At 71.9% G+C, this 20,100-nt stretch carries 24 protein-coding genes; 8 read left to right on the top strand and 16 right to left on the bottom strand.

The window, feature by feature from the left end; genetic code table 11:
* Positions 1–10: 10 nt before the first annotated feature.
* Positions 11–166, top strand: coding sequence for a hypothetical protein (locus E4K62_RS18735; protein ID WP_167747797.1), 156 nt, complete (start codon positions 11–13; stop codon positions 164–166).
* A 24-nt stretch (positions 167–190) separates the two neighbouring features.
* Here the strand turns inward: E4K62_RS18735 and E4K62_RS13920 are convergent, their stop codons facing one another.
* From E4K62_RS13920 to E4K62_RS13950, 7 genes are all read right to left on the bottom strand, one after another.
* Positions 191–427: a hypothetical protein gene (locus E4K62_RS13920; protein WP_135068420.1), complete on the bottom strand. Its 237-nt coding sequence runs from the start codon at positions 425–427 to the stop codon at positions 191–193.
* 768 nt (positions 428–1,195) lie between these two features.
* Positions 1,196–1,555 (bottom strand): META domain-containing protein, encoded by a 360-nt coding sequence (locus tag E4K62_RS13925; protein ID WP_135068422.1) that lies wholly within the window; start codon positions 1,553–1,555, stop codon positions 1,196–1,198.
* Positions 1,556–1,683: 128 nt separating this feature from the next.
* The gene (locus E4K62_RS13930) at positions 1,684–2,286 is read right to left on the bottom strand and encodes a GNAT family N-acetyltransferase (protein WP_135068424.1); all 603 of its coding nucleotides are present in this window, start codon (positions 2,284–2,286) and stop codon (positions 1,684–1,686) included.
* Positions 2,283–3,356 (bottom strand): ATP-binding cassette domain-containing protein, encoded by a 1,074-nt coding sequence (locus E4K62_RS13935; protein WP_135068426.1) that lies wholly within the window; start codon positions 3,354–3,356, stop codon positions 2,283–2,285. Before E4K62_RS13935 ends, E4K62_RS13930 begins: the two co-directional genes overlap by 4 nt.
* Positions 3,353–4,129 (bottom strand): molybdate ABC transporter permease subunit, encoded by a 777-nt coding sequence (gene modB, locus E4K62_RS13940; protein WP_135068428.1) that lies wholly within the window; start codon positions 4,127–4,129, stop codon positions 3,353–3,355. The genes E4K62_RS13935 and modB overlap by 4 nt, the downstream gene beginning before the upstream one ends.
* On the bottom strand, positions 4,126–4,872 hold the full coding sequence (gene modA, locus E4K62_RS13945) for a molybdate ABC transporter substrate-binding protein (protein ID WP_135068430.1): 747 nt from the start codon (positions 4,870–4,872) through the stop codon (positions 4,126–4,128). Before modA ends, modB begins: the two co-directional genes overlap by 4 nt.
* A gap of 1 nt (position 4,873) precedes the next feature.
* Positions 4,874–5,266, bottom strand: a complete 393-nt coding sequence (locus tag E4K62_RS13950; protein ID WP_135068433.1) for a TOBE domain-containing protein — start codon at positions 5,264–5,266, stop codon at positions 4,874–4,876.
* Positions 5,267–5,357: 91 nt separating this feature from the next.
* Between E4K62_RS13950 and E4K62_RS13955 the strand changes: the two genes are divergently transcribed.
* The 3 genes from E4K62_RS13955 to E4K62_RS13965 are packed head-to-tail and all read left to right on the top strand — an operon-like array spanning position 5,358 to position 6,886.
* Positions 5,358–6,131 carry a HesA/MoeB/ThiF family protein gene (locus tag E4K62_RS13955; protein ID WP_135068435.1) on the top strand — a complete coding sequence of 258 codons (774 nt, stop codon included), beginning with the start codon at positions 5,358–5,360 and terminating at the stop codon, positions 6,129–6,131.
* Positions 6,132–6,173: 42 nt separating this feature from the next.
* On the top strand, positions 6,174–6,656 hold the full coding sequence (moaC, locus tag E4K62_RS13960) for a cyclic pyranopterin monophosphate synthase MoaC (RefSeq protein ID WP_135068437.1): 483 nt from the start codon (positions 6,174–6,176) through the stop codon (positions 6,654–6,656).
* The gene (locus E4K62_RS13965) at positions 6,653–6,886 is read left to right on the top strand and encodes a MoaD/ThiS family protein (protein WP_135071390.1); all 234 of its coding nucleotides are present in this window, start codon (positions 6,653–6,655) and stop codon (positions 6,884–6,886) included. Before moaC ends, E4K62_RS13965 begins: the two co-directional genes overlap by 4 nt.
* Here the strand turns inward: E4K62_RS13965 and E4K62_RS13970 are convergent, their stop codons facing one another.
* Genes E4K62_RS13970 through E4K62_RS13985 form a run of 4 tightly spaced genes read right to left on the bottom strand, consistent with a single transcriptional unit; the run spans position 6,887 to position 10,033 of the window.
* Positions 6,887–7,315 carry a molybdenum cofactor biosynthesis protein MoaE gene (locus E4K62_RS13970; protein ID WP_135068439.1) on the bottom strand — a complete coding sequence of 143 codons (429 nt, stop codon included), beginning with the start codon at positions 7,313–7,315 and terminating at the stop codon, positions 6,887–6,889.
* A complete protein-coding gene (locus E4K62_RS13975) occupies positions 7,312–7,797 on the bottom strand; it encodes a MogA/MoaB family molybdenum cofactor biosynthesis protein (protein ID WP_135068441.1) in 486 nt (161 codons plus the stop codon). Before E4K62_RS13975 ends, E4K62_RS13970 begins: the two co-directional genes overlap by 4 nt.
* Before the next feature lie 9 nt (positions 7,798–7,806).
* Entirely contained in the window at positions 7,807–9,336 is a 1,530-nt protein-coding gene (locus E4K62_RS13980) for an SDR family oxidoreductase (RefSeq protein ID WP_135068443.1), read from the bottom strand.
* Positions 9,337–9,361: 25 nt separating this feature from the next.
* Positions 9,362–10,033, bottom strand: a complete 672-nt coding sequence (locus E4K62_RS13985) for a phosphatase PAP2 family protein (RefSeq protein ID WP_135068445.1) — start codon at positions 10,031–10,033, stop codon at positions 9,362–9,364.
* A gap of 27 nt (positions 10,034–10,060) precedes the next feature.
* Between E4K62_RS13985 and E4K62_RS13990 the strand changes: the two genes are divergently transcribed.
* Positions 10,061–10,555 (top strand): nitroreductase family deazaflavin-dependent oxidoreductase, encoded by a 495-nt coding sequence (locus tag E4K62_RS13990; protein WP_135068447.1) that lies wholly within the window; start codon positions 10,061–10,063, stop codon positions 10,553–10,555.
* Between the two features lie 32 nt (positions 10,556–10,587).
* Here E4K62_RS13990 and E4K62_RS13995 read toward each other — a convergent pair whose 3' ends face one another.
* Entirely contained in the window at positions 10,588–11,931 is a 1,344-nt protein-coding gene (locus tag E4K62_RS13995; RefSeq protein ID WP_374108158.1) for a multidrug effflux MFS transporter, read from the bottom strand.
* Positions 11,932–12,182: 251 nt separating this feature from the next.
* On the opposite strand from E4K62_RS13995, the gene E4K62_RS14000 reads away from it, so the two are divergent.
* Genes E4K62_RS14000 through E4K62_RS14010 form a run of 3 tightly spaced genes read left to right on the top strand, consistent with a single transcriptional unit; the run spans position 12,183 to position 14,021 of the window.
* On the top strand, positions 12,183–12,899 hold the full coding sequence (locus E4K62_RS14000; protein WP_135068449.1) for a DUF3105 domain-containing protein: 717 nt from the start codon (positions 12,183–12,185) through the stop codon (positions 12,897–12,899).
* Positions 12,900–12,906: 7 nt separating this feature from the next.
* Positions 12,907–13,575, top strand: a complete 669-nt coding sequence (locus E4K62_RS14005; protein ID WP_135068451.1) for a DUF305 domain-containing protein — start codon at positions 12,907–12,909, stop codon at positions 13,573–13,575.
* Positions 13,576–13,616: 41 nt separating this feature from the next.
* Positions 13,617–14,021, top strand: a complete 405-nt coding sequence (locus E4K62_RS14010; protein ID WP_135068453.1) for a hypothetical protein — start codon at positions 13,617–13,619, stop codon at positions 14,019–14,021.
* A 1-nt stretch (position 14,022) separates the two neighbouring features.
* Here E4K62_RS14010 and E4K62_RS14015 read toward each other — a convergent pair whose 3' ends face one another.
* From E4K62_RS14015 to E4K62_RS14030, 4 genes are all read right to left on the bottom strand, one after another.
* Positions 14,023–16,440 (bottom strand): HAD-IC family P-type ATPase, encoded by a 2,418-nt coding sequence (locus tag E4K62_RS14015; protein ID WP_135068455.1) that lies wholly within the window; start codon positions 16,438–16,440, stop codon positions 14,023–14,025.
* Positions 16,441–16,487: 47 nt separating this feature from the next.
* The gene (locus E4K62_RS14020; protein ID WP_135068457.1) at positions 16,488–17,471 is read right to left on the bottom strand and encodes a carbohydrate ABC transporter permease; all 984 of its coding nucleotides are present in this window, start codon (positions 17,469–17,471) and stop codon (positions 16,488–16,490) included.
* Positions 17,468–18,436 (bottom strand): carbohydrate ABC transporter permease, encoded by a 969-nt coding sequence (locus E4K62_RS14025; RefSeq protein WP_135068459.1) that lies wholly within the window; start codon positions 18,434–18,436, stop codon positions 17,468–17,470. Before E4K62_RS14025 ends, E4K62_RS14020 begins: the two co-directional genes overlap by 4 nt.
* 112 nt (positions 18,437–18,548) lie before the next feature.
* Complete coding sequence (locus E4K62_RS14030; RefSeq protein ID WP_135068461.1) at positions 18,549–19,904, bottom strand: ABC transporter substrate-binding protein; 1,356 nt, start codon at positions 19,902–19,904, stop codon at positions 18,549–18,551.
* Positions 19,905–20,100 lie beyond the last annotated feature (196 nt).

Consider the following 20,100-nt stretch of genomic DNA (forward strand, 5'->3'; position numbering starts at 1 on the left):
ACCGGATCCGGTGCACTCTCGCCGGGAGGATGCCGCCACAACATCGCCGCCGGGTTCCGGCTCCCGCATCGCCGAGCACAGCACCGCGGCGATGGTGCTCGGGGAGAAGCTCAGCACCATCGACCTGGTCGCCTACTTCGGTCTTGGAAGAACGCCCGCCGACTGAGTCGGCGGGCGATTCCGTGTATGGCTACCGTTGTAGCGACGAGCGTGGGGCGGTGGACGCTTCCCGCTTCTGCTTGTCAGTGCCGTGCCAGATGTACGCGATGACGCCGAGCACCGCAGCCGGTGCGATGGCGCACAAGCCCATGAACCCCAGCCCTGCTCCGAACCCGTCGTTGGCGAACACGGGACCCGCGGCCGTCCCGATGACCAGAATGGTGACGGTGGCAGCGATCAACAGTCGGTTGCGATGCTTGAGGGTCATGTCTTATCCACCTCCGGGGTGAGAGACCGGTCGGCAGACTACCTGGGTGTAGTTCGGCCCGGTGGGCCCGTCGGTGAAGTACACCCACAGCTCGTCGTTGCTGGGGCAGAACCCGTTGCCGGCGATGTACTCGTTGGCGACGGAGACGGCCAGTCCGGCTGCAGCCCCAACGATGGGGTTGAGCGCGGTGATGGCGATGACGAGCGCACCGGTGGCGCCGGTCTTGATGGCGCGCTGGTCGGTGTTGTTGAAGGAATGTACGTCCCCTCGCTGTCACCACCGACCGCCAGGTTCGGGGTCACCGTTCCCGGTGCCGTCGGCTCCGGCGGCACAGCCAGGGCGAAGTCGCCCTCGGGGAAGTGGTACAGGTTCGAGGTGCCGGACTCGGTCTGAATCACCTCGAACGGGATACCCGCGGCTTGGAAGTCCGCGTGCGCTTGACGGGCCTGCTCCGCGGTGATCGTGGGAGCTTCCTGCTCCACGACGGCCGGTGCTGGTTCCGCCGCCGAAGCCGGCGCCGGGGCCCACAGGAACGGTGCGGTCAGGGCTGCGGCTGCTGTCGCGACCGCCAGCGCCAGCCGGGGCCGGCGTACTCGTGATCTTCCTGCTGATTCGTGCATGGTGCTTACCTCGCTCTCATCAGTCAGTGCGTCACGAGCGCCACGTTGCTCCCGTCAGGGGAGCATCGACGGTCGGGGCTGGACCGCGGATGGGGAGATGGACCCAGTGATCCAGGTGATGGCGCTCATGTTTCATGGGCATGCGCGGTCAGGGTCGGGGCAGTGACCCGATCTCGGTTCCATCCCGGTCGAACAGGACGAGCCGGTCGCCCTGCACCTTCGCAGATCCTGCCGCGCCCAGCCAGGCTTCCTCCTGCCCGGCGCACGCCATCAGGGTCATCGCGACGTCGTCGAATGTCACGGTGTCGGGGCTCTCGGCGCGCCAGTGCCCGCCGAGGGAGTTGCACCCGTCGTTGCCGAACAGCTGCCCGTCGCTGGCGAGTTCGAGGTAGGGGCCGGAGTCGGAGGCGCTCCCCCACCGCCCGGTCGCTGCGGCCGGCTCCTGGGAGCATGCGGCCAGCGCGAGGACGCCGGCGACGGCGAGCGCGAAGGCGATGCGGCGGAACATGGGGCGAACGTAGCAGGGGTTCTCACCGACGGGAAGCTCGGTGCCGTCCTCGTCCAGGGGGAGCAGCTGGCCTCCGTCCCAGCCGAGCTGAACGAGGTCGGGCTGGCAGTTCTCGTCACTTTCGCGGATCAGGGGGCGGGCAGAGTGCGGGCGAAGGCCTGGTCGCCCTCGGGTGAGGGCAGCTCGGTGAATCCGAGCCGGCGGTAGAACGCGACGGCGCCGGTGTTGGCGGCCGACGCCACGAGGTGCACGCCCGGCACCCCCGCGTCCGTCAGCGCCCCCATGAGCGTGTCGATGAGGCGCCGCCCCCAGCCCTGCCCCTGCGCCTCGGGCAGCAGGTCGATGTGCAGGTGGGCGGGGTGGGTGTCGGCGAAGGGTGCGACGTCGGTGCCGCGCGCGCTCGCATAGCGGATGAGGCCGTCCTGGCGCGTCCGCACCTCGGCCGGCGCCGGCCAGCGCCCGGCGAAACGCGGCCACCACTGCTCGCGGAACCAGCTCTCGAACGCGCGTGTGTCGGGGGCGCCCACGACGTAGCCGACGACGCGGCCCTCGGATTCGACGACGAACGCGAACTCGGGGTGACGGGCGACGTACGGCAGCACGAAGATCGCCGCCCACAGGTCGTCGTCCTCGAGCACGCCGGTCGCGTCGCCGCCGGCGTCGGCGGTGCGCAGGCACACCTGCGCCAGAGCGGCCTCGTCGCCGGCGCGGAATCTGCGGATGCCGCTCACGCGCCGAGCCTAGCCGGGCCGGCGTCCGCAGGGAGGAAACGGACGTCGGCGGGGTCCAGCGACATCGGCACGGATGCCCCGGGGCGAAGGCCGGCCGCCGCTGCAGCGTCGACGTCGGCGACGCACCATCCGGCGTGCACGCGCACCCCGGCGGGGGTGGGCTCCAGTCGCTCGACGCGGGCGGTCCAGCCGCCGGGAGCCGCGGCGCCGCCCACCCGCACCGCCGCGGGCCGGAAGACCGCCGCGAGCGCACGACCGTCGGCCGACGCGAGCCGGCGGGATGCCGCATCCGCCGCCGTCAGCCGCACGCCCTCGCGTGCCCACGCGCCCCGGTCGGCGACCCCCTCCACGCGGTTGAGCCCGGCGATGGCGGCGACGAACGGCGTCGCCGGGTGGCTCAGCACGTCGGCCACCGCCCCCGCCTGCCGCACCCGGCCGGCTTCGATGACGACCAGCCGGTCGGCCAGGGCCGCGGCATCCACGGCGTCGTGCGTGACGGCGACGACCGTCGTCCGCGCCAGCTGCTCGGCGAGCATCGCGCGGATGTCGGCCGCGGTCACGGCGTCCAGCGCGACGAGCGGTTCGTCCAGGAGCACTGCGCGCGGCGAGGCGGCGAGGGCGCGCGCCACCGCGACCCGCTGCTGCTGTCCGCCGGACAGGTGGGCCGGGCGCCGGTCGCCGACATCGGCCAGGCCCACCCGCGCCAGCCACACATCGGCCTGCGCGCGGGCGGCGGCGCGGGCCATCCCGCCCGCCCTCGGCCCGAAGGCGACGTTCTCGCGCGCGGACAGGTGCGGGAACAGCCGCGGATCCTGTCCGAGGAGCACGACCCCGCGATGCATCGGGGCGAGGCGGATGCGGGGGTCCGCGGTCCGCTCGACGACCTGTCCGCCGACGACGACCTGCCCCTCCGTCAGCGGGACGAGCCCGGCGAGGGCTCCCAGCAGCGTGGACTTGCCGGCGCCACTGGGCCCCATGACCGCGAGGGTCTCGCCCTCCGCCACGTCGATCCCGACCTCGAGGCTGAGCTCCGGCCGGTGCACCACGACGTGCGCGGACAGGCCGCTCACCGGGCGGCCCCGGGCCGCCAGCCGCGCACCAGCAGCAGCACCGCGATGGCGGTGACAAGGAGCAGCAGCGAGAGCGCGACGGCCGTCCCCTGCGATACGCCGGCACCGTTGAAGGCCGTGTAGATCGCCAGCGGCATGGTCTGCGTGATGCCGGGGGCGTTGCCGGCGAACAGGGCGGTGGCCCCGAATTCCCCGACGGCCCGCGCGAAGCACAGGACGACGCCCGCCACGATTCCCGGCCCCGCCAGCGGCAGGGTCACCCGCCGCAGGATCGTCCACCGTCCGGCCCCCAGCGCCGCCGCCGTGCGCTCGAACTCCACGCCCGCGGTGCGCAGCGCACCCTCGGCCGCCAGGACGAGGAAGGGCAGCGCGACGAAGGCCTGCGCGAGCACGACGGCGGTGGTGGTGAAGGGCAGACCGAGCCCGCCGAGCCATCCGCTGCGGCCGAACAGGTAGAGCAGGGCGACGCCGCCGACCATGGGCGGCAGCACGAGCGGCACCGTCACGACCGCTCGCAGCACCGCGGCGGTGCGCCGGCTCGAGCGCGCGATCAGGAGCGCGAGCGGCACGCCGGCGGCGATGCACAGCGCGGTCGCGGCCAGGCCCGTCTGCAGCGACAGGGCGAGAGCCGACAGCGCCGCCGGGGAGGTGACGTCGATCCACAGCGTGTCCCACTGCACGCGCGCGACGAGCGCGACGAGGGGAAGGAGGAGGAACACCAGCCCGGCGGAGGCGGGCACCACCAGCCACCGAGGGACGTAGCCGCCGCTCACGGGGCGCCGAACCCGAAGTCGGCGAGGATGCTGCGCCCCTGCGCCGAGCGGACGAAGCCGACGAACGCGGCGGCGGCCTCCGGATCGCCCGCGTCCGGCAGCACCGCGATGGGGTAGTGGCTCACCACTTCCGCCGCCAGGGCGGGCACGATCGCGCGCACGTCGTCGTTGCCCCGCACATCGGTGGCGTAGACCAGACCCGCGTCGGCCTCGCCGGCGGCGACCTTCGTCAGGACGGCCGTCACGTTCTGCTCGACGCTGGCGGGGGTCACTTCGACGTCGGCCCGCCGCAGGAGCTCGGCGGAGGCGGCGCCGCACGGCACCTCCGGTGCGCACAGCACGACGGTGGCCCCGGGCAGATCGGCGAGGCCGGTGATCCCGGCGGGGTTGGCCGCGGGGACGGCGAGCACGAGCCTGTTGGTGGCGAACACCTGCCCGCGCAGAGCGGGTCCGGCCAGGCGGAGCGCTGCTTCATCCGCGGCGGCGAAGACGTCGGCGGGTGCCCCCTCCGCGATCTGCCGCGCCAGGGTGGTCGAGCCGTCCGAGACGACGGACACTCCCACGTCGGGGTGAGCCTGGGCGAACTCCTCGGCGATGCGGTCGAAGGCGGCGGCGAGGGATGCGGCAGCGTACACCCGCACGGTGGCCGCCTCCCCCCGTGCGGTGCCGTTCGCGCACCCCGACACCGTGACCGCCAGCCCGAGGAGGGCCGCGGCCGCGGCACAGCGCAGCGCCCGGTGCACGTCAGGGCCTCGGGATCTCGACGACGACGTTCGTCGCTTTGACGGAGGCGACGGCGACGGCGCCGACCTCGAGCCCGAGCTCCCGCACGGCCTCGGCCGACAGCAGCGACACGACGCGGTGCGGCCCGCTCTGGATGTCGACCTGGGCCATCACGCCGTCGGCCTGGATGCGCGTCACGATCCCGGTGAAGCGGTTGCGGGCGCTGGAGAGCACGTCGGCGGGATCGCCGGGCTCTGCGGCGAGGGCCAGGGCGTGCGCGGCGAGCGCCGCGCCGGGGATCTCGGCGGGCGTGGCGCCGGTGACGGGGAGCGTCCCCTGATCGACCCATCGCCGCACGGTGTCGTCGCTGACCCCGAGCAGGCGCGCGGCCTGGGCGATGCGGAAGCTTGTCATCGCGCCACCGTACCGCAGGTGCGGATCTTTCCGCCCTTTCGGTCCGCGCATGCGGATCCACGCGACGCGGACAACGCCGTAGCCTGAAGGCATGAAGCCGCTGGTCGCACCCGTCGACGCCCTGGCACCGACCGAGCTCATCCGCACCGCCCGCTCCGCGGTGCTCGCCGGCATCGGCGAGGAGGGGCAGCGCCGGCTCGCCGCTGCGCGCGTGGCGGTCATCGGCGCCGGCGGGCTCGGCTCCCCCGCGATCCTCGCCCTCGCCGCGGCGGGGGTGGGAGAGCTCATCGTCATCGACGACGACGTCGTGGAACTGACCAACCTGCAGCGGCAGATCATCCACCGGGTCCAGGACATCGGCGAGCCCAAGACCGCCTCGGCGGTGCGGGCAGCCGGCGACCTCGCCCCGCACACCACCGTCGTCCCCGTTCCCGAGCGGCTGACACCGGGAAACGCCGTCGCACTGCTGGGCGGGGCCGATGTCGTCGTCGACGGCAGCGACGTCTTCTCCACGCGGCGCGCCGTCGCCGAGGCCGCCGAGACGCTCGGTATTCCGCTCGTGTGGGGTGCGGTGCAGGAGTGGCACGGCCAGGTGACGGTGTTCTGGTCGCATCCGCCCGCGGGCGTCGCGCCGGTGCGCCTGGCCGACCTGTTCCCCGCCGGCACCGAAGGCGAGCCGCCCACGTGCGCGCAGGTCGGGGTGCTGGGCGCACTGTGCGTGCAGGTCGGCGGGATGCTGGCGACGGAGGTCGTGAAGCTCGTGACCGGCGCGGGCGAACCGCTGCTGGGCCGTCTCGCGATGGTCGACGCCCTGCACGCCCGCACGACGGAGGTGCCGCTTCGGGCCGGAGTCGCGGCGGAGTGACGCTCCGCGCCGAGGGCTCGCGGCGGATGTCATGCTGGAGGCATGAGCTTCCCGCACCTGGACACCGCCGGACGCGCGCACATGGTCGACGTCACGGCGAAGCAGCCCACCGTCCGCTCGGCCACCGCCCGGGGGTTCGTGCGGTGCTCGCCGGAGGTCGTCGCGGCCCTCGTGGACGGGACCGCGCCCAAGGGCGACGTGCTGGCCGTCGCCCGGATCGCCGGCATCCAGGGCGCCAAGTCGGCCTCCTCCCTGCTGCCCCTGGCCCACGTGATCGGAGTGCACCGCGCCGCCGTCGAGCTCGAGGTGACCGCCGAGGGCGTGCAGATCGAGGCGACCGTGGGCACCGCCGACCGCACGGGCGTGGAGATGGAGGCCCTCACCGCCGTATCGGTGGCCGCCCTCGCGATCGTCGACATGATCAAGGGACTGGACCGCGGAGCGCTCATCGAGAACGTCCGGATCGTGGCGAAGTCGGGCGGTCGCTCGGGCGACTGGACGCGACCGGGCGAGGAGTCGGCCTGATGCGCGTGCGCTTCTTCGCCGCCGCCGCCGAAGCCGCCGGGACGGATGCCGCCGATCGATCCGAACCGACGCTCGACGCCCTGCGCGCCGCGCTCGTGCACGACCACCCGGATCTGGGGACCGTGCTCCCGCGCTGCGCCGTGCTCGTGGACGGGGTGCGCGCCGACGCGGACGTCCCGCTCAGCGCAGCGTCGGTCGTCGACGTCCTGCCGCCGTTCGCCGGCGGCTGATCAGCCGCCCATGCCCTTCCACGCCGTGGTCCCGTCGGCCTCGACCTGACGCTTCCACACCGGCAGTTCGCGCTTGATCGCCTCGATCACGGCGCGGCACACCTCGAACGCGGCGGCGCGGTGCCCCGAGGCGACGGCGATGACCACGGCGGCATCCCCCACCTGCAGGCGCCCGATGCGATGGCTGACCGCCACCACCGCGTCGGTGCCCTCCGCGGCGTCCGCGGCCAGGCGGAGAAGCGTCGCGGCGGCGTCGGGATGCGCGCTGTACTCCAGGGCGATGACCGTGCCCGCGGCATCCGGATCGTTGTCCCTTACGCGTCCGACGAAGCTCGTCACGGCGCCGAGGGTGGCATCGTCGACGGCGTCCAGGTGACCGGTGATATCGAGCGCGTCCTCGGTGATGACCGCGATCCGAACGGCGCTCATGCGTGATCTCCCCCGGACAGCTGATCGAGAACGTGTGCGGCGACGGAGAGCACCACGGGAACCCCGGCGGCCACCGCACGCGGCGAACCGGGCAGATTCACCACGAAGGCTCCCGCGGGATCGACGACACCGGCGAGGCCCCGCGACACGAGGGCGAAGGGCGTGTCGGCCAGGCCCTGGCGACGCAGCTCCTCGGCGACGCCGGGAAGCTCCCGCGTGAGCACGCGCGCCGTGCCCTCCGGGGTCTCATCCCGCGGCCCCGCCCCCGTTCCGCCGGTGGTGAGGATGAGGGCGGGAGCATCCGCGACGGCCCGACGCAGAGCCGCTTCGACGGAGTCGGCGCCGTCGGGGACGATCTCCGCCTCACCGCACTGCCAGCCCGCGTCGCGGAGGAGGCCCACCGCGAGCGGACCGCCGCGGTCTTCGCGCACGCCCGCAGCGGAGCGGTCGGACACCGTGATCACCCGGGCGATGCGCTGCATCCGCCCAGCCTACGAGGCGCGCGCCGCCGCCGCGGTGATGCGGTTGGCCATGCCTCGGAAGATGAAGCCGTGGAAGGGCAGCACCGCCAGCCAGTACAGCCGGCCGGCCAGCCCCTGCGGGAAGAACACCGCACGCTGGTCGTAGCGCGCTCCGGTGCCCTCGGGTGCCACCCGGAGCTCCAGCCACGCCAGCCCCGGCACCTTCATCTCCGCACGCAGGCGCAGGAGCCGGCCCGGCTCCACCGCCTCCACGCGCCAGAAATCCAGCGCATCCCCCACGGCGAGCCGGCGGCGGCTGCGGCGACCGCGCGCGAGCCCCACGCCACCCACGATCCGGTCCATCCAGCCGCGCAGCGCCCACAGCACCGGCGAGGAGTACCAGCCGTTCTCCCCGCCGATCCCCTCGACCACCGCCCACAGCCGATCCGGCGGCGCCGGCGTGCGCGCCGAGCGGGCGTCGGTGAACACCGCGCGGCCGGCCCAGTCGGGGTCGCTCGGCAGCGGGTCGCTGGGCACGCCCGACAGCTCGGCGTCCCGCCAGCTCGTCTCGACGTCGTCGGCCTCCACGCGGCCGAGCGCCAGCGCGACGGCCCGACGGTACGGCGTGAGGCCCGCGGCCGGCGGCGGGATGAGGGCATCGACGTCGTCGTCCTTGACGACGCAGTCGTTCTGGAGCGACTCCACGAGCGGGCGGGCGATCGAGCGCGGGATCGGGGTGACGAGGTTCACCCAGTGCGAGGCCAGGCGCGGTGTCAGCACCGGCAGGGCCGCGATGGCACGTTGACGCAGGCCCGCCACCACGGCGTACCCGTTCATCATCTGCCCGTACCGCAGCACGTCGGGCCCGCCGATGTCCACGGCACGATTGACGGCGGGATCGACCCGGGCGGCTCCCAGCAGGTAGTGCAGCACGTCGCGCACGGCGATCGGCTGGATGCGGTTGCGCACCCATCGCGGGGCGGGCATGTAGGGCAGCACGTCGGTGAGGTGGCGCACCATCTCGAACGACGCCGAACCCGACCCGATCACGACGCCGGCCTGCAGCACGAGAGTGGGCACGCCGCTGTCCAGGAGGATCTGCCCCACCTCCACGCGCGAGCGCAGGTGCGGCGAGAGCGGGACGTCGTCGGGATGCAGCCCGCCGAGGTAGACGATGCGGCCTACTCCCGCCGCGGCAGCGGCATCCGCCACCGTTTGAGCGGCCCGGCGATCGGCCTCCTCGAATCCCGTGCCGGCGGCCATCGAATGCACGAGGTAGTAGACCACGTCCACATCGGCGACGGCACGGCGCACCGCTGCCGCCTCCGCCGCGGCACCCTCCACGACCTCCACGTCGTCGCCCCACTGGAAGGCGCGCACCCGCTCGGGCGCCCGCGCGAGGACGCGCACGGCGTAGCCGGCGGCCAGCAGGCGCGGCACGAGGCGGCCGCCGAGGTACCCGGTCGCCCCGATCACGAGGGCTCGCGGCATCGTGCCGTCCGGCCGCGGCACCGCCCGCAGCCCGGGCTCGCGGCCGGTGGGTGCGCTCAGCTCGGCCATGCCCCGACGCTATGCGTCGCGGCGGTCACCGCCCAGGGCCCTGCACCTCGGCGCCGGCCCGCCGCGGAGCGGAGAAGGCCGCGGCCTCCCGGGCGAGGGGTACCGTGAACACCGCCGCCATCGCCAGGGCAGCCCCCGCCCCCAGAAGCGCCCCGCCCGCGGTGTCGCTCAACCAATGCGCGTGCAGATACGTACGGCTGAAGGCCATCAGCAGGGTCCAGACGACCCCCGCCACCACCACCCACGCTCGCGGGAAGAGGATCGCCGCGATCACGGCGAGAGTCGCCGCGTTGGCGGCGTGCCCGGAGGGGAACGACCCGTGATCGCTCATGACGAGGATCTCCTCCGGCCGCGCCCGGCCGAACACCTGTTTGAGGATCTGGACGAGCGCCGCGCTGACCGCCTCGGCCGACAGGAAGTACGCCGCCGCCCATCGGTGACGTGTCAGCATGAGCACGATCGCCACGCCGAGCGGGATGATGAGCACACCGATCCACCCGCCGCCCAGGACGTTCATCACCTGCGAGAAGCCGACCAGCACCGGCGAGGGCCAGTCCACGAGCGCGCTGTTCCACGCGGTGTCCACCGCGAACGGCGCGTTGCCCTGCAGGAAGATCCAGAGGCCGATGAGGCATGCCAGGGCGATCGCGGTCAGACCGATCACGAGCCGGCGCGTGCGGGTGGGGTTCGCCTTCATCGCCTCATTGTGGTCACAATGGGCGCCATGGCTCAGACCGTTGACATCGTCCGCCGTCTCGTGGCACCGCTCACCCGCACCCGGTGGTTCCGCCGGCTGGGACCGCGGGTGCTGCCGCCGGTGGAACGCGTCCTCGCCCGCGCCACGGGGGGCCGCGTGCAGATCAGTGCGCTGCTGGTCCCCTCGCTCGTCCTGCACACCGTGGGCGCGCAGTCTGGCCGGCCGAGGGACGTCCCGCTGATGTACACCCCCGACGGGTCGGGCCGGGCGATCGTTGCCGGGACGAACTTCGCCGGATCGCGGCATCCGGCGTGGACGGCGAACCTCCTCGCGCACCCCGATGCGGAGATCACGGTGCGCGGCCGGCGGATGCCCGTGCATGCGACGCCCATCGGCGATGACGAGCGTGACGCGGCGTGGGCGCGCATCGAAGCGCAGTGGCCCGGTTACCGCAGCTACGAGCGCGACTCCGGGCGCACGGTGCGCCTGTTCCGGCTGCAGCCGGTCCGCCGGGAGCGGTGACCGCGCCCCCGGCCGACGAGCCCGCGGGCAGGTCAGGGCGCCAGCAGCCCCACGGTGCGCGGGCGCACGAGCAGCCACAGCGCCGCCACCCCGATCACGGCGCATCCGACCATGACGGCGGCCATCGTGGTCGCCGAGATGCCGGCCGAACCGGCCACCCATCCCACGACGGGTGAGACCAGGCCCGCCACGCCGAAGTTGGTCGCGCCGATGATCGACTGCGCGGTGCCGGCGGCCTTGCCGTGACGATCCAGCGCCAGCACCTGGACGCACGGGAAGGTGAAGCCGCACCCGGTCATGAAGACGAACAGCGGCACCACCGTCCCCCACATGCCGAGCCCGAGCTGGTCGGTGATCACGATGGCGGTGCTTGCCACGAGCAGGGTCGCGGTCGACCAGGCCATGACCCACTGCGGACCGAAGCGCGCGGCCAGGCGCGAGGCGGCCTGCACGCCGAGCACGACCCCGAGGGAGTTCGCGGCGAACAGCAGCCCGTACTGCTGCGCGTCCAGGCCGTACGCGCCCTGGAAGAGGAACGACGAGGACGACAGATAGGAGAACAGCCCACTGAAGGTCATGCCGCCGATCACGAGCACGCCCAGGAAGACGCGGTCGCTGAGGACGCTCCGATACCGCTGCCAGATCGTCGTCCCCGCCTGCTCGGCGCGGCGCTCGCGCGGGAGCGTCTCGGGGAGGAGGAAGAGGGCGGCGATGAGCATGATCGCGCCGTAGACGGCGAGGACGACGAAGATGCCGCGCCACGGCATCACCAGCAGCAGGCCGGAGCCCACCAGCGGCGCCAGCACAGGCGCCACCCCCGACACCAGCGCAAGACGGGAGAGCATCACCACGAGGCGGCGGCCGCCGAACAGGTCGCGGACGATCGCGGCGGCCACGACACCGCCGGCGGCGGCACCGGCGCCCATCAGGACGCGCGTCAGCGAGAGCAGCTCCAGCGTGGGTGCCAGCGCCGCGGCCGTGCTGGCGAGCACGTGCAGCGCCGTGACGGCGAGGAGCGGGACGCGCCGGCCGACCTTGTCGCTGAGCGGCCCGACGACGAGCTGGCCGAGCGCGAACCCGATCATGGTTCCGGTGAGGGTCAGCTGGATCGCGGCCTCGGTCGTGCGGAAGTCGCTCTCCAGCACAGGGAACGCCGGCAGGTAGAGGTCGATCGTGAACGGGCCGAGGGCCGTGAGCGCCCCCAGCAGGATGATGTAGACGACACGTCGTGCCGTCGACAGCGAGTCGCCGGGGTGGAGCATGATCGGCGCGGTGGCCGGGTTGCTCCCCAGTGTGCGGATGGCGCCCGTCGTCGCCGGGCGGGGCCGGCCGCCGCGGGGCGGGGAGACGATCGGATGGGAATCGGTGTCGACCACGGAGCCTTCGTTTCGGAGCGTCAGCAAGAGGACCCGGGATTCCGGGTCTGAAGAGGGTGGGGTGAGGTGTGCGCCCGAATCGATTCGAGCACCCGCACCATGATAGCGGCGTCCGGGCGACGCGCCCCCGGGGACGCACGCGCGGGGAGGGCGCCTTCTCAGCCGTCTCACCGATGCATACGAATAGGCTGGGGCCGTCGGCGCCGTGCCGATGTGTCCTCGCTCACGACCGGAACCCGCACACGCCGCATATGACTCCTCCGTCACGCCCCGCCGACCGCCGCGAGAGCGGGAACCCGGCCACTCAGGCGCACATCAACCAGACCGTCAAGCAGCAGCGCGAGCAGAAGCGCCAGGAGAAGCTCGCTGAATACCAGCGCCAGCTCGCCAAGCGCCGCCGCGGCAAGATCGTGTGGTGGGTCGTCGGGTCCACCGCCGCGCTGGCCATCGTCGCCCTCGTCGTGGCGTCCTTCGTGTTCGCCCCCCGCAGCGCCCCCACGTACGGCGCGCTGGACAGCGCCGGCACCGAGATCGAGGGGGTCGAGACCTTCGAGAACGACACCACGCACGTGGAGGAGCCCGTCGACTACCCCCAGACGCCTCCCGCGGGCGGCCCGCACAGCTCCGCGTGGCTGAACTGCGGCGTCTACACCGAGCCGCAGATCAACGAGAACGCGGTGCACTCGCTCGAGCACGGCGCGATCTGGGTCACCTACGACGCCGCCGCCCTGTCGGACGACGAGCTGGCAACCCTGAAGTCGCACCTGCCCTCCACCTACGTCATCCTCTCGCCGTACGAGGGCCTGGGCTCCCCCATCGTGCTCAGCGCGTGGAACAACCAGCTCTCGCTCGACTCGGCGTCGGACGAGCGCATCCCGGAGTTCTTCGAGGAGTACTGGCGCAGCCAGAACGTCCCCGAGCCCAACGCGAGCTGCTCCGGCGCCCTCGACGGCCCCGGCAAGCTCTGACCCGACGATGACCGATCGCGCACCCACGGCGCCGCGCGGACGCGCGGCGCCGTGGGTGATGGTGCTGCTGGTCGCCGTGGCGGTCGCGGCCGTCGCCTTCGCGATCGGCCGCTTCACCGCGTTCGGCGCCACCGCCGCGACGGAGCATCCGTCCACGACGTCCGCCGAGGCCGGCTTCGCCCGTGACATGCAGGTGCACCACGGGCAGGCGGTGGAGATGGCGATGGAGATCCACCGCAAGACCGAGGACCCGCAGTTGCGGGTGCTCGCCTACGACATGGCCACCGCGCAGGCCGGGCAGCGCGGCGAGATGTACGGGTGGCTGGTGAGCTGGGGTCTGCCCCAGGCCGGCGGTCCGCTCATGGCGTGGATGGCGGACTCCTCCGCCCACGACCATGCCGGCGCGGCGGATGCGGCCGACCCCGAATCGCAGATGGGCATGGCCACGCCCGAGCAGCTCGCGCAGCTGCGGGAGGCCACCGGGACGGAGGCGGACTGCCTCTTCCTGGAACTGATGATCCGCCACCACCAGGGCGCGATCCCGATGGCGGAAGCCGTCGTGGAGCTGGGCTCCGACGCGCGCGTCGACACCGTCGCGGAAGGGATGATCGCCGCCCAGACCGGAGAGATCGACGCGATGGAGGCGATCGCGTCGCGGCTGGGATGCGCCGGGTAGCGACCCTGGGGCGCCACCGCGCGGCCCGTTACAGTGGTCGCGTGACGGCCCCCGCGAATCCGCGCCGACCCGTCGTCATCTGGATAGCCGTGGCGCTGGTGTACGTCAGCGCTCTCGGCAACGTCGCCGTCGGCGTCCTCGTCCTGCTCAGCCGCTACCGCGTCCGCGCCGACGCCGTGCTCGCCGTCTCGCTCCTGGGCTCGGCCATCATCCTCACGGGGCTGCTCCTCCTGGCCGTCGCCTCCGGACTTGCCCTGGGCAGCCGCCTCTCGCGCGGCCTCAGCACGGGGTATCTCGGCGTGCTCGTCGCGCTGAACGCCACGACCCTGGTCGCCACCGACCCGTGGGACGGCGTGGTCGTGGCGCAGGTCGTCGTGCAGTCCCTGGTGGCCCTCGCCGTGTGGGTGCCGCCCGGCTCCCGCGTCTTCGCCGCGGCTCAGCCCTGACTCACGCAGCGCCGCCGAGCTCGCGTGCGAGGTGGCGGCGGTGGAAGAAGCGCACCACCTCGATCGCGAGCACGGTGGCGATGGTCGTGACCACGACGACCCTGGCGCCCTCCTCCCCCGGGTCGACGAGCTCGAAGAACTCCGTCGAGACCGGCAGCGTGAAGACGGCGACCAGGGCGACGAACATGGCTCCCACGACCGCTGCCTTGAACGGCGTGATCGGACGTGCCAGCACCGCGAGGACCCAGATCCCCACCACGGCGAGGATGATCGTCGCGCCGCTGCGCACGGCGGCCTCGTCCAGCCCGAGCCCGCTCGCGCAGAGGGCGTATCCCAGGAGCGCCAGCGCGATCGCGAGCCCGGCGGGAACCGCGAACGACAGCGAGCGTTTGAGGAGTCCAGGGGTGTAGCGTCGCGCGTTCGGCAGCAGCGCGAGGAAGAACGCCGGGATGCCGATCGTCAGTCCGTCGGTGATCGACAGCTGGCGCGGCAGGAAGGGGAAGGGCAGCACCAGCACGCCGAACAGCACAGCCAGCGTGGTCGCGTACGCCGTCTTGGTGAAGAACAGCATCGACACGCGCTCGATGTTGGCGATGACCCGACGTCCTTCGGCCACGACGCCGGGCAGGTGGGAGAAGCGGCCGTCCAACAGCACGATGCGCGCGACGGCTTTCGTGGCGGCCGCGCCCGAGCTCATCGCGATCCCCAGGTCCGCGGCCTTGATCGCGAGCGCGTCGTTGACGCCGTCGCCCGTCATCGCCACGGTGTGCCCGCGCGACTGCAGCGCGAGCACCATCCGCTTCTTCTGCTCGGGCGTGACGCGCCCGAAGACGGTGTGGTGCTCCATGACGTCGGCGAGCAGCCGGTCATCGTCGGGAAGCATCCGCGCGTCGTACCCCTCGCCGACGTCCATCCCCACCTCGCGGGCCACCGCCGCGACGGTCCGGGGGCTGTCGCCGGAGATCACCCGGATCGTCACGCCCTGGTCGCCGAAATAGCGCAGAGTCTGGGCGGCGTCGGGACGGATCCGTTCGCGGAAGGTGAGAACCGCGGCCGGGCGGAGACCGGCCGGGAGCCGTTCGGCGGCGATCTCGGCTGCGGTGAGGGCGTGCGGGGAGCGGGCCAGCACGACCGTCCGCCGGCCGCTCGCCGCCAGCGTCGTCACGAGACGACCGACCTCCGTCTCCTCACCGTCGGTTCCCAGGACGATCTCGGGTGCGCCGAGCACCCACGTCCCGCCCGCGTCGTCCGAGAACGACACCGCACTCCACTTGCGGGCGGAGGAGAACCCGATCTCCCTGGCCGGGTGGCGCGGCGCCCCCACGGGGAAGGACTCCCGCAGGCTCCGCGCCGTGGCGTTGGCGCCGGGAGCGGCCCCGTACCAGGCGAGCGTCTCCCGCACGCCGTCGGGAGCATCCGCCACCGTGTGGAGGGCGTCGAAGGCGATGTCGCCGGCGGTGAGGGTCCCGGTCTTGTCCAGGCAGACGACGTCGACCCGGGCCAGCACTTCCACGGCGGGCAGTTCGTTGACGAGCACCTGCTGGCGGGCGAGCCTGGCCGCGCCGACCGCGAAGGCGATCGAGGTCATCAGGACCAGGCCGAGCGGGATCATGGCGGTGATGGCCGCGACGGTGCTGACCACGGCATCCGCCCACCGCCCGCTGCGCCATGCCGGACCCCACCCGCCGGCGACCACCATCTGCGCATTGAGGACGAGCAGGCCGACGGGGCCGATGATCCACGCCATCCACACGAGCACCCGGTTCACCGCGGCACGCACTTCGGATCTGACGAGGGAGAATCGTTTCGCCTCGCCGGCGAACCGGTTGGCGTACGAGTCGGCGCCCACGCGCGTGACGCGGGCCAGCCCGTCTCCGGCGATCACGACCGACCCCGAGAGCGCCTCGTCGCCCACCCGCTTGTCGATGGCGTCGGCCTCCCCCGTCAGCATCGACTCGTCGATCTGCAGGGCCTGCACCTGCGTCACGACCGCGTCGGCGGGCACCTGATCGCCCGGGCGCAGCACGAGGAGGTCGTCGAGGACGACGGCCGCGGGGGCGATCTCGGCCTCGACGGCGTTCCGGCGGATGCGCGCGCGGGGCGCGTTCAGCAGGGCGAGCCGGTCCAGGGCCGCCTTCGCGCGGAACTCCTGCACGCACCCGATGACCGAGTTGGACAGCGCGATGGCCCCGAACAGCGCGTCCTGCCAGCGCCCGAGCACGAGCAGCACGAAGAAGCAGCCGAAGATGATGCCGTTGAACAACGTGAAGACGTTGGCCCGGACGATGTTCCAGACGCTGCGGCTGGTGTCCGGGGTGAAGGCGTTCGTCCGCCCCGCCGCGGTGCGTTCGGCGACGGCGTCAGCGTCGAGCCCCGGATCCGTCCGGTCCGCCGCGACGGGTCCGGAGGCGCCATCCATGCCGTCAGGCTACGCCGTCGTGGGTCCGAAACCCTCTGCCCGAGGGGTCACCCCTTGGTGCTGCCGGCCAGCAGGCCGCGCACGAAGTAGCGCTGCAGGGAGAAGAACACGATCAGCGGCACGATCAGCGAGACGAACGCGCCGGCGGTCAGACGCTGCCAGTCCTGCCCGCGCGAGCCGACCATCTCGGCCAGGCGCTGGGTGAGCGGGGCCACGTCCTGCGTGCCGCCCGAGAAGATGAGGGCGACCAGCAGGTCGTTCCACACCCACAGGAACTGGAAGATCGCCACCGACGCGATCGCGGGCGTCGCCAGCGGGATCACGACGCGGAAGAAGATCTGGGTGTGGCTGGCACCGTCCACGCGGGCAGCCTCGATGACGTCACCGGGGATCTCGGAGATGAAGTTGTGCAGCAGGAAGATCGTCAGCGGCAGCGCGAAGATCGTGTGCGCGATCCACAGCGGCAGATAGTTCTGCTCGGGAATGAAGGGGATGAGATCGTGCAACCACTGCTGACCCGGCCGGAGCCACACCGAGAACGTCTGCAGGAGCGGGACGAGCGCCATCTGGATGGGCACGATCTGCAGCGCGAAGATGAAGATGAACAGGCCGTTGGAGAAGCGGAACCGCATCCACGCGAAGGCGTAGGCCGCCATCGAGGCGAACACGAGGGGGAAGATCGTCGCCGGAATCGCGATCGCGAGGGAGTTCACGAAGTACGCGCCCAGCTGCGGTGAGGACTGCGACGGCGACAGGAGCACGTCGCGGTAGTTGTCGAGCGTGAAACCGGGGTTCTGGAAGATCGTCCACCAGCCGGTCTCCTGGATCAGCTCGGCCGGGCGGAAGGACGAGACGAGCAGGCCGAACGTGGGGATCGTCCACAGGATGGCGATGATGAGGGCCGCCACCGTGGCGCCGCGGGAGGTCAGCCGCCGCTTGGTCCGCGACGTCGCGGTGCCGGCGATGGCGAGCCGGTACTCATCCTTCCCGCCGGGGGTGGGGAGGTCGACGGGGGCGACACTGCTGCTCATCGGATCTCCCTCTGCTTGCGAAGCACGTTCACGTTGTAGATGACGATGGGGAGCACGAGCACGAAGAGGATGACCGCCAGCGCAGAGCCGCGGCCCACTTCGCTCGCGCGGAACGCCTGCACGTACATCTCGTTGGCGACGACGCTCGTGTTGAAGTTGCCGCCGGTCATCGTGCGGACGATGTCGAAGACCTTGAGGGTCGCGATGGAGATGGTCGTGAGCACCACCACGAGAGACCCGCGGATGCCGGGGACGGTGACGTTCAAGAACCGCTGCCACGCGTTGGTGCCGTCCAGCTGCGCAGCCTCGATCTGCTCCGTCGGGATGCCCTTGATCGCGGCACTGAGGACGACCATCGCGAACCCGGTCTGGATCCAGATCATCACGACGATGAGCAGGACCGTGTTGATGGGGTCGGTCTGCAGCCACTGCACCGGCTCGCCGCCGAACGCCACCGCGAACGCGTTGAGCAAGCCGATCTGCTCGCGGCCCGCAGAGCGGTATTCATAGACGAAGCGCCAGATGATGCCGGCACCCACGAACGAGATCGCCATCGGCATGAAGACGAGCGCCTTGTAGATCTTCTCTCCGCGGGACTTGTCGATGAACACCGCGTACGCGAGTCCGAGAGCCGTGGCGAAGGTGGGCACCAGGAGCACCCAGACGACCGTGTTGATGAGCGTGCGGATGGCCGCGGGCTGCGTGAACATCCACACGAAGTTGTTCCAGCTGAAGTTGCCGCTGTTGTCCTGGAACGCCAGCAGAGTGGTACGGATCGCGGGCCACACGAGCCCCACCGCCAGCAGGAGGAGCGCGGGCAGGAGGAACCACAGCAGCTGCCACGCGTTGCGCCCGCGACGAGGGGCACGGCCCATGAGGAGGACGATGATGCCCACGATGGCGGCGAATGCCACGAGGCCGAGCACCACCTGAAGGATCTTCCCGATGAGATCAGCGGTTGTCATCGTTGCCCTTTCTCGCCTCGTCTGCCGAGGGAAACCTCAGATCCGGTCCCGCCGCGCACACGGGACGGGAGGAGCGGGCCGGGACGGATCATCCGCCCCGGCCCGCTCACGGTCAGCTGGTGGGCCAGCTGGCCTCGATCTCATCGACCACCGTCTGCGTGCTCTGTCCGCCGATCCACTCGACGATGCCCCGCCAGAAGGACGCCGAGCCGACGGCGCCGGGCATCAGGTCGGAACCGTCGAAGCGGAACTCGGTGTCGGGGCTCTGCAGGATCTCGATGGACTGCTCCAGCAGCGGGCTGGAGGCGTTGGCCGGGTCGAGGCCCTTGTTGGCGCTGATGACGCCGCCCAGGCTCACGCGGTTGTTCGCCCACAGGGCGCTGGAGAGGTAGGTGCGAACGGCCTCGACCTCTTCGGCGTCGCGGAACGCCACCGGGAATTCGCCACCACCGGTGACCGCCTGCGGGTCGTCGGCACTGACGGGGGGCATCAGGAACGCGAAGACGTCGCCGTCGGGCGCGACGGTGATGTCATCCCCGCCGTCCGGGTTCCAGAACGTCTCGTAGAACGAGGCCTGGTGGTGCAGCGAGCACTCGTCGTCGAGGATGGGCAGGCCCGCCTCCTGGAACGGCGTGCTGATCTGAGTGGAGACGTCGCCGAATCCGCCGTTGACCATCTCGTCGCTCTTGAGGTACTCCCCGACCGAGTCGAACGCCGTGACGACCTCGGGCGAATTGAACGGGACGCCGTGCGTGACCCACTGGTCGTAGAAGTCCGCACCGGCCTGACGGATCACGAAGTCCTCGATCCAGTCGGTGCCCGGCCAGCCGGTCGCCTCACCGGATTCCAGGCCCACGCACCACGGCTGGTGCCCGGAGTCGGAGGCGATCGTCTCGGACAGCTCCATCATCTCGTCGAGCGTCGTCGGGACCTCCCAGCCGTTGTCCTCGAACTGGGTCGGCGAGTACCAGATGTACCCCTTGATGCTCGCCATCAGCGGCGCGGCGTACGTCGTGCCGTCGATCGTGGCGTATTCCTTCCAGATCGGGTCCCAGCCCTCGTCGATGTTGTCGATCACCGGCTGGGATGCCGGGACGATCCAGCCGCCGGCAGCGAGGCGGGCCAGCAGGCCAGGCTGCGGGACGATGCCGATGTCGGGGGCGTTACCACCCTCGGCGAGGACGGCGATCTGCGCCTCGAACTCGCTCGAGCCCTGGTAGTCGATCTCGATACCGGTGCACGAGGCGAAGTCGCTCCACGACTCCACGAGGCGGTCGGCCTCCAAGTCGAGGATCGTTCCGCTGATGGTGACGGTGGCGTCCTCGAAGGTGCCGTAGTCCTCGTAGTCGGAGCAGTCGACGTCGTCGCCTCCGGCCTCGATGTCGCCGGTGCAACCGGCAAGCGCCAGGCCGGCGACGCCGACGAGTGCGAGCGGCGCCCAAAGGCGACGGTGCTGTGACATGCCCATGTGGTTCCTCCTCCTTGAGAGCTCTGGGTGCGGCCCCTGTGAGGAACCGATTCCACGCCACGGTATGCGACTTCCGGGCACGGCACAACAACCATTCATCACGACTGCATAACCGCCCATGGGAGCGCTCTCAGCACACCTGGAAGCGGTTGCGCGAGGGCCGCGGGTGGTCGCAACCGGTTCCATTTCCTCCGGG

Source organism: Microbacterium wangchenii (assembly GCF_004564355.1).
GTDB lineage: Bacteria > Actinomycetota > Actinomycetes > Actinomycetales > Microbacteriaceae > Microbacterium > Microbacterium wangchenii.

Bases quoted from the DNA above. Each gene is read 5' to 3' on its own strand.
- E4K62_RS14020 (WP_135068457.1), bottom strand. From the start codon at position 17,471: ATGAGCAGCAGTGTCGCCCCCGTCGACCTCCCCACCCCCGGCGGGAAG.
- E4K62_RS14030 (WP_135068461.1), bottom strand. From the start codon at position 19,904: ATGGGCATGTCACAGCACCGTCGCCTTTGGGCGCCGCTCGCACTCGTC.
- E4K62_RS13920 (WP_135068420.1), bottom strand. From the start codon at position 427: ATGACCCTCAAGCATCGCAACCGACTGTTGATCGCTGCCACCGTCACC.
- E4K62_RS13925 (WP_135068422.1), bottom strand. From the start codon at position 1,555: ATGTTCCGCCGCATCGCCTTCGCGCTCGCCGTCGCCGGCGTCCTCGCG.
- E4K62_RS14005 (WP_135068451.1), top strand. From the start codon at position 12,907: ATGACCGATCGCGCACCCACGGCGCCGCGCGGACGCGCGGCGCCGTGG.
- E4K62_RS13985 (WP_135068445.1), bottom strand. From the start codon at position 10,033: ATGAAGGCGAACCCCACCCGCACGCGCCGGCTCGTGATCGGTCTGACC.
- E4K62_RS13990 (WP_135068447.1), top strand. From the start codon at position 10,061: ATGGCTCAGACCGTTGACATCGTCCGCCGTCTCGTGGCACCGCTCACC.
- E4K62_RS13970 (WP_135068439.1), bottom strand. From the start codon at position 7,315: ATGAGCGCCGTTCGGATCGCGGTCATCACCGAGGACGCGCTCGATATC.
- moaC (WP_135068437.1), top strand. From the start codon at position 6,174: ATGAGCTTCCCGCACCTGGACACCGCCGGACGCGCGCACATGGTCGAC.
- E4K62_RS14025 (WP_135068459.1), bottom strand. From the start codon at position 18,436: ATGACAACCGCTGATCTCATCGGGAAGATCCTTCAGGTGGTGCTCGGC.
- E4K62_RS14015 (WP_135068455.1), bottom strand. From the start codon at position 16,440: ATGGATGGCGCCTCCGGACCCGTCGCGGCGGACCGGACGGATCCGGGG.
- E4K62_RS13980 (WP_135068443.1), bottom strand. From the start codon at position 9,336: ATGGCCGAGCTGAGCGCACCCACCGGCCGCGAGCCCGGGCTGCGGGCG.
- E4K62_RS13975 (WP_135068441.1), bottom strand. From the start codon at position 7,797: ATGCAGCGCATCGCCCGGGTGATCACGGTGTCCGACCGCTCCGCTGCG.
- E4K62_RS13955 (WP_135068435.1), top strand. From the start codon at position 5,358: ATGAAGCCGCTGGTCGCACCCGTCGACGCCCTGGCACCGACCGAGCTC.
- E4K62_RS14000 (WP_135068449.1), top strand. From the start codon at position 12,183: ATGACTCCTCCGTCACGCCCCGCCGACCGCCGCGAGAGCGGGAACCCG.
- E4K62_RS13950 (WP_135068433.1), bottom strand. From the start codon at position 5,266: ATGACAAGCTTCCGCATCGCCCAGGCCGCGCGCCTGCTCGGGGTCAGC.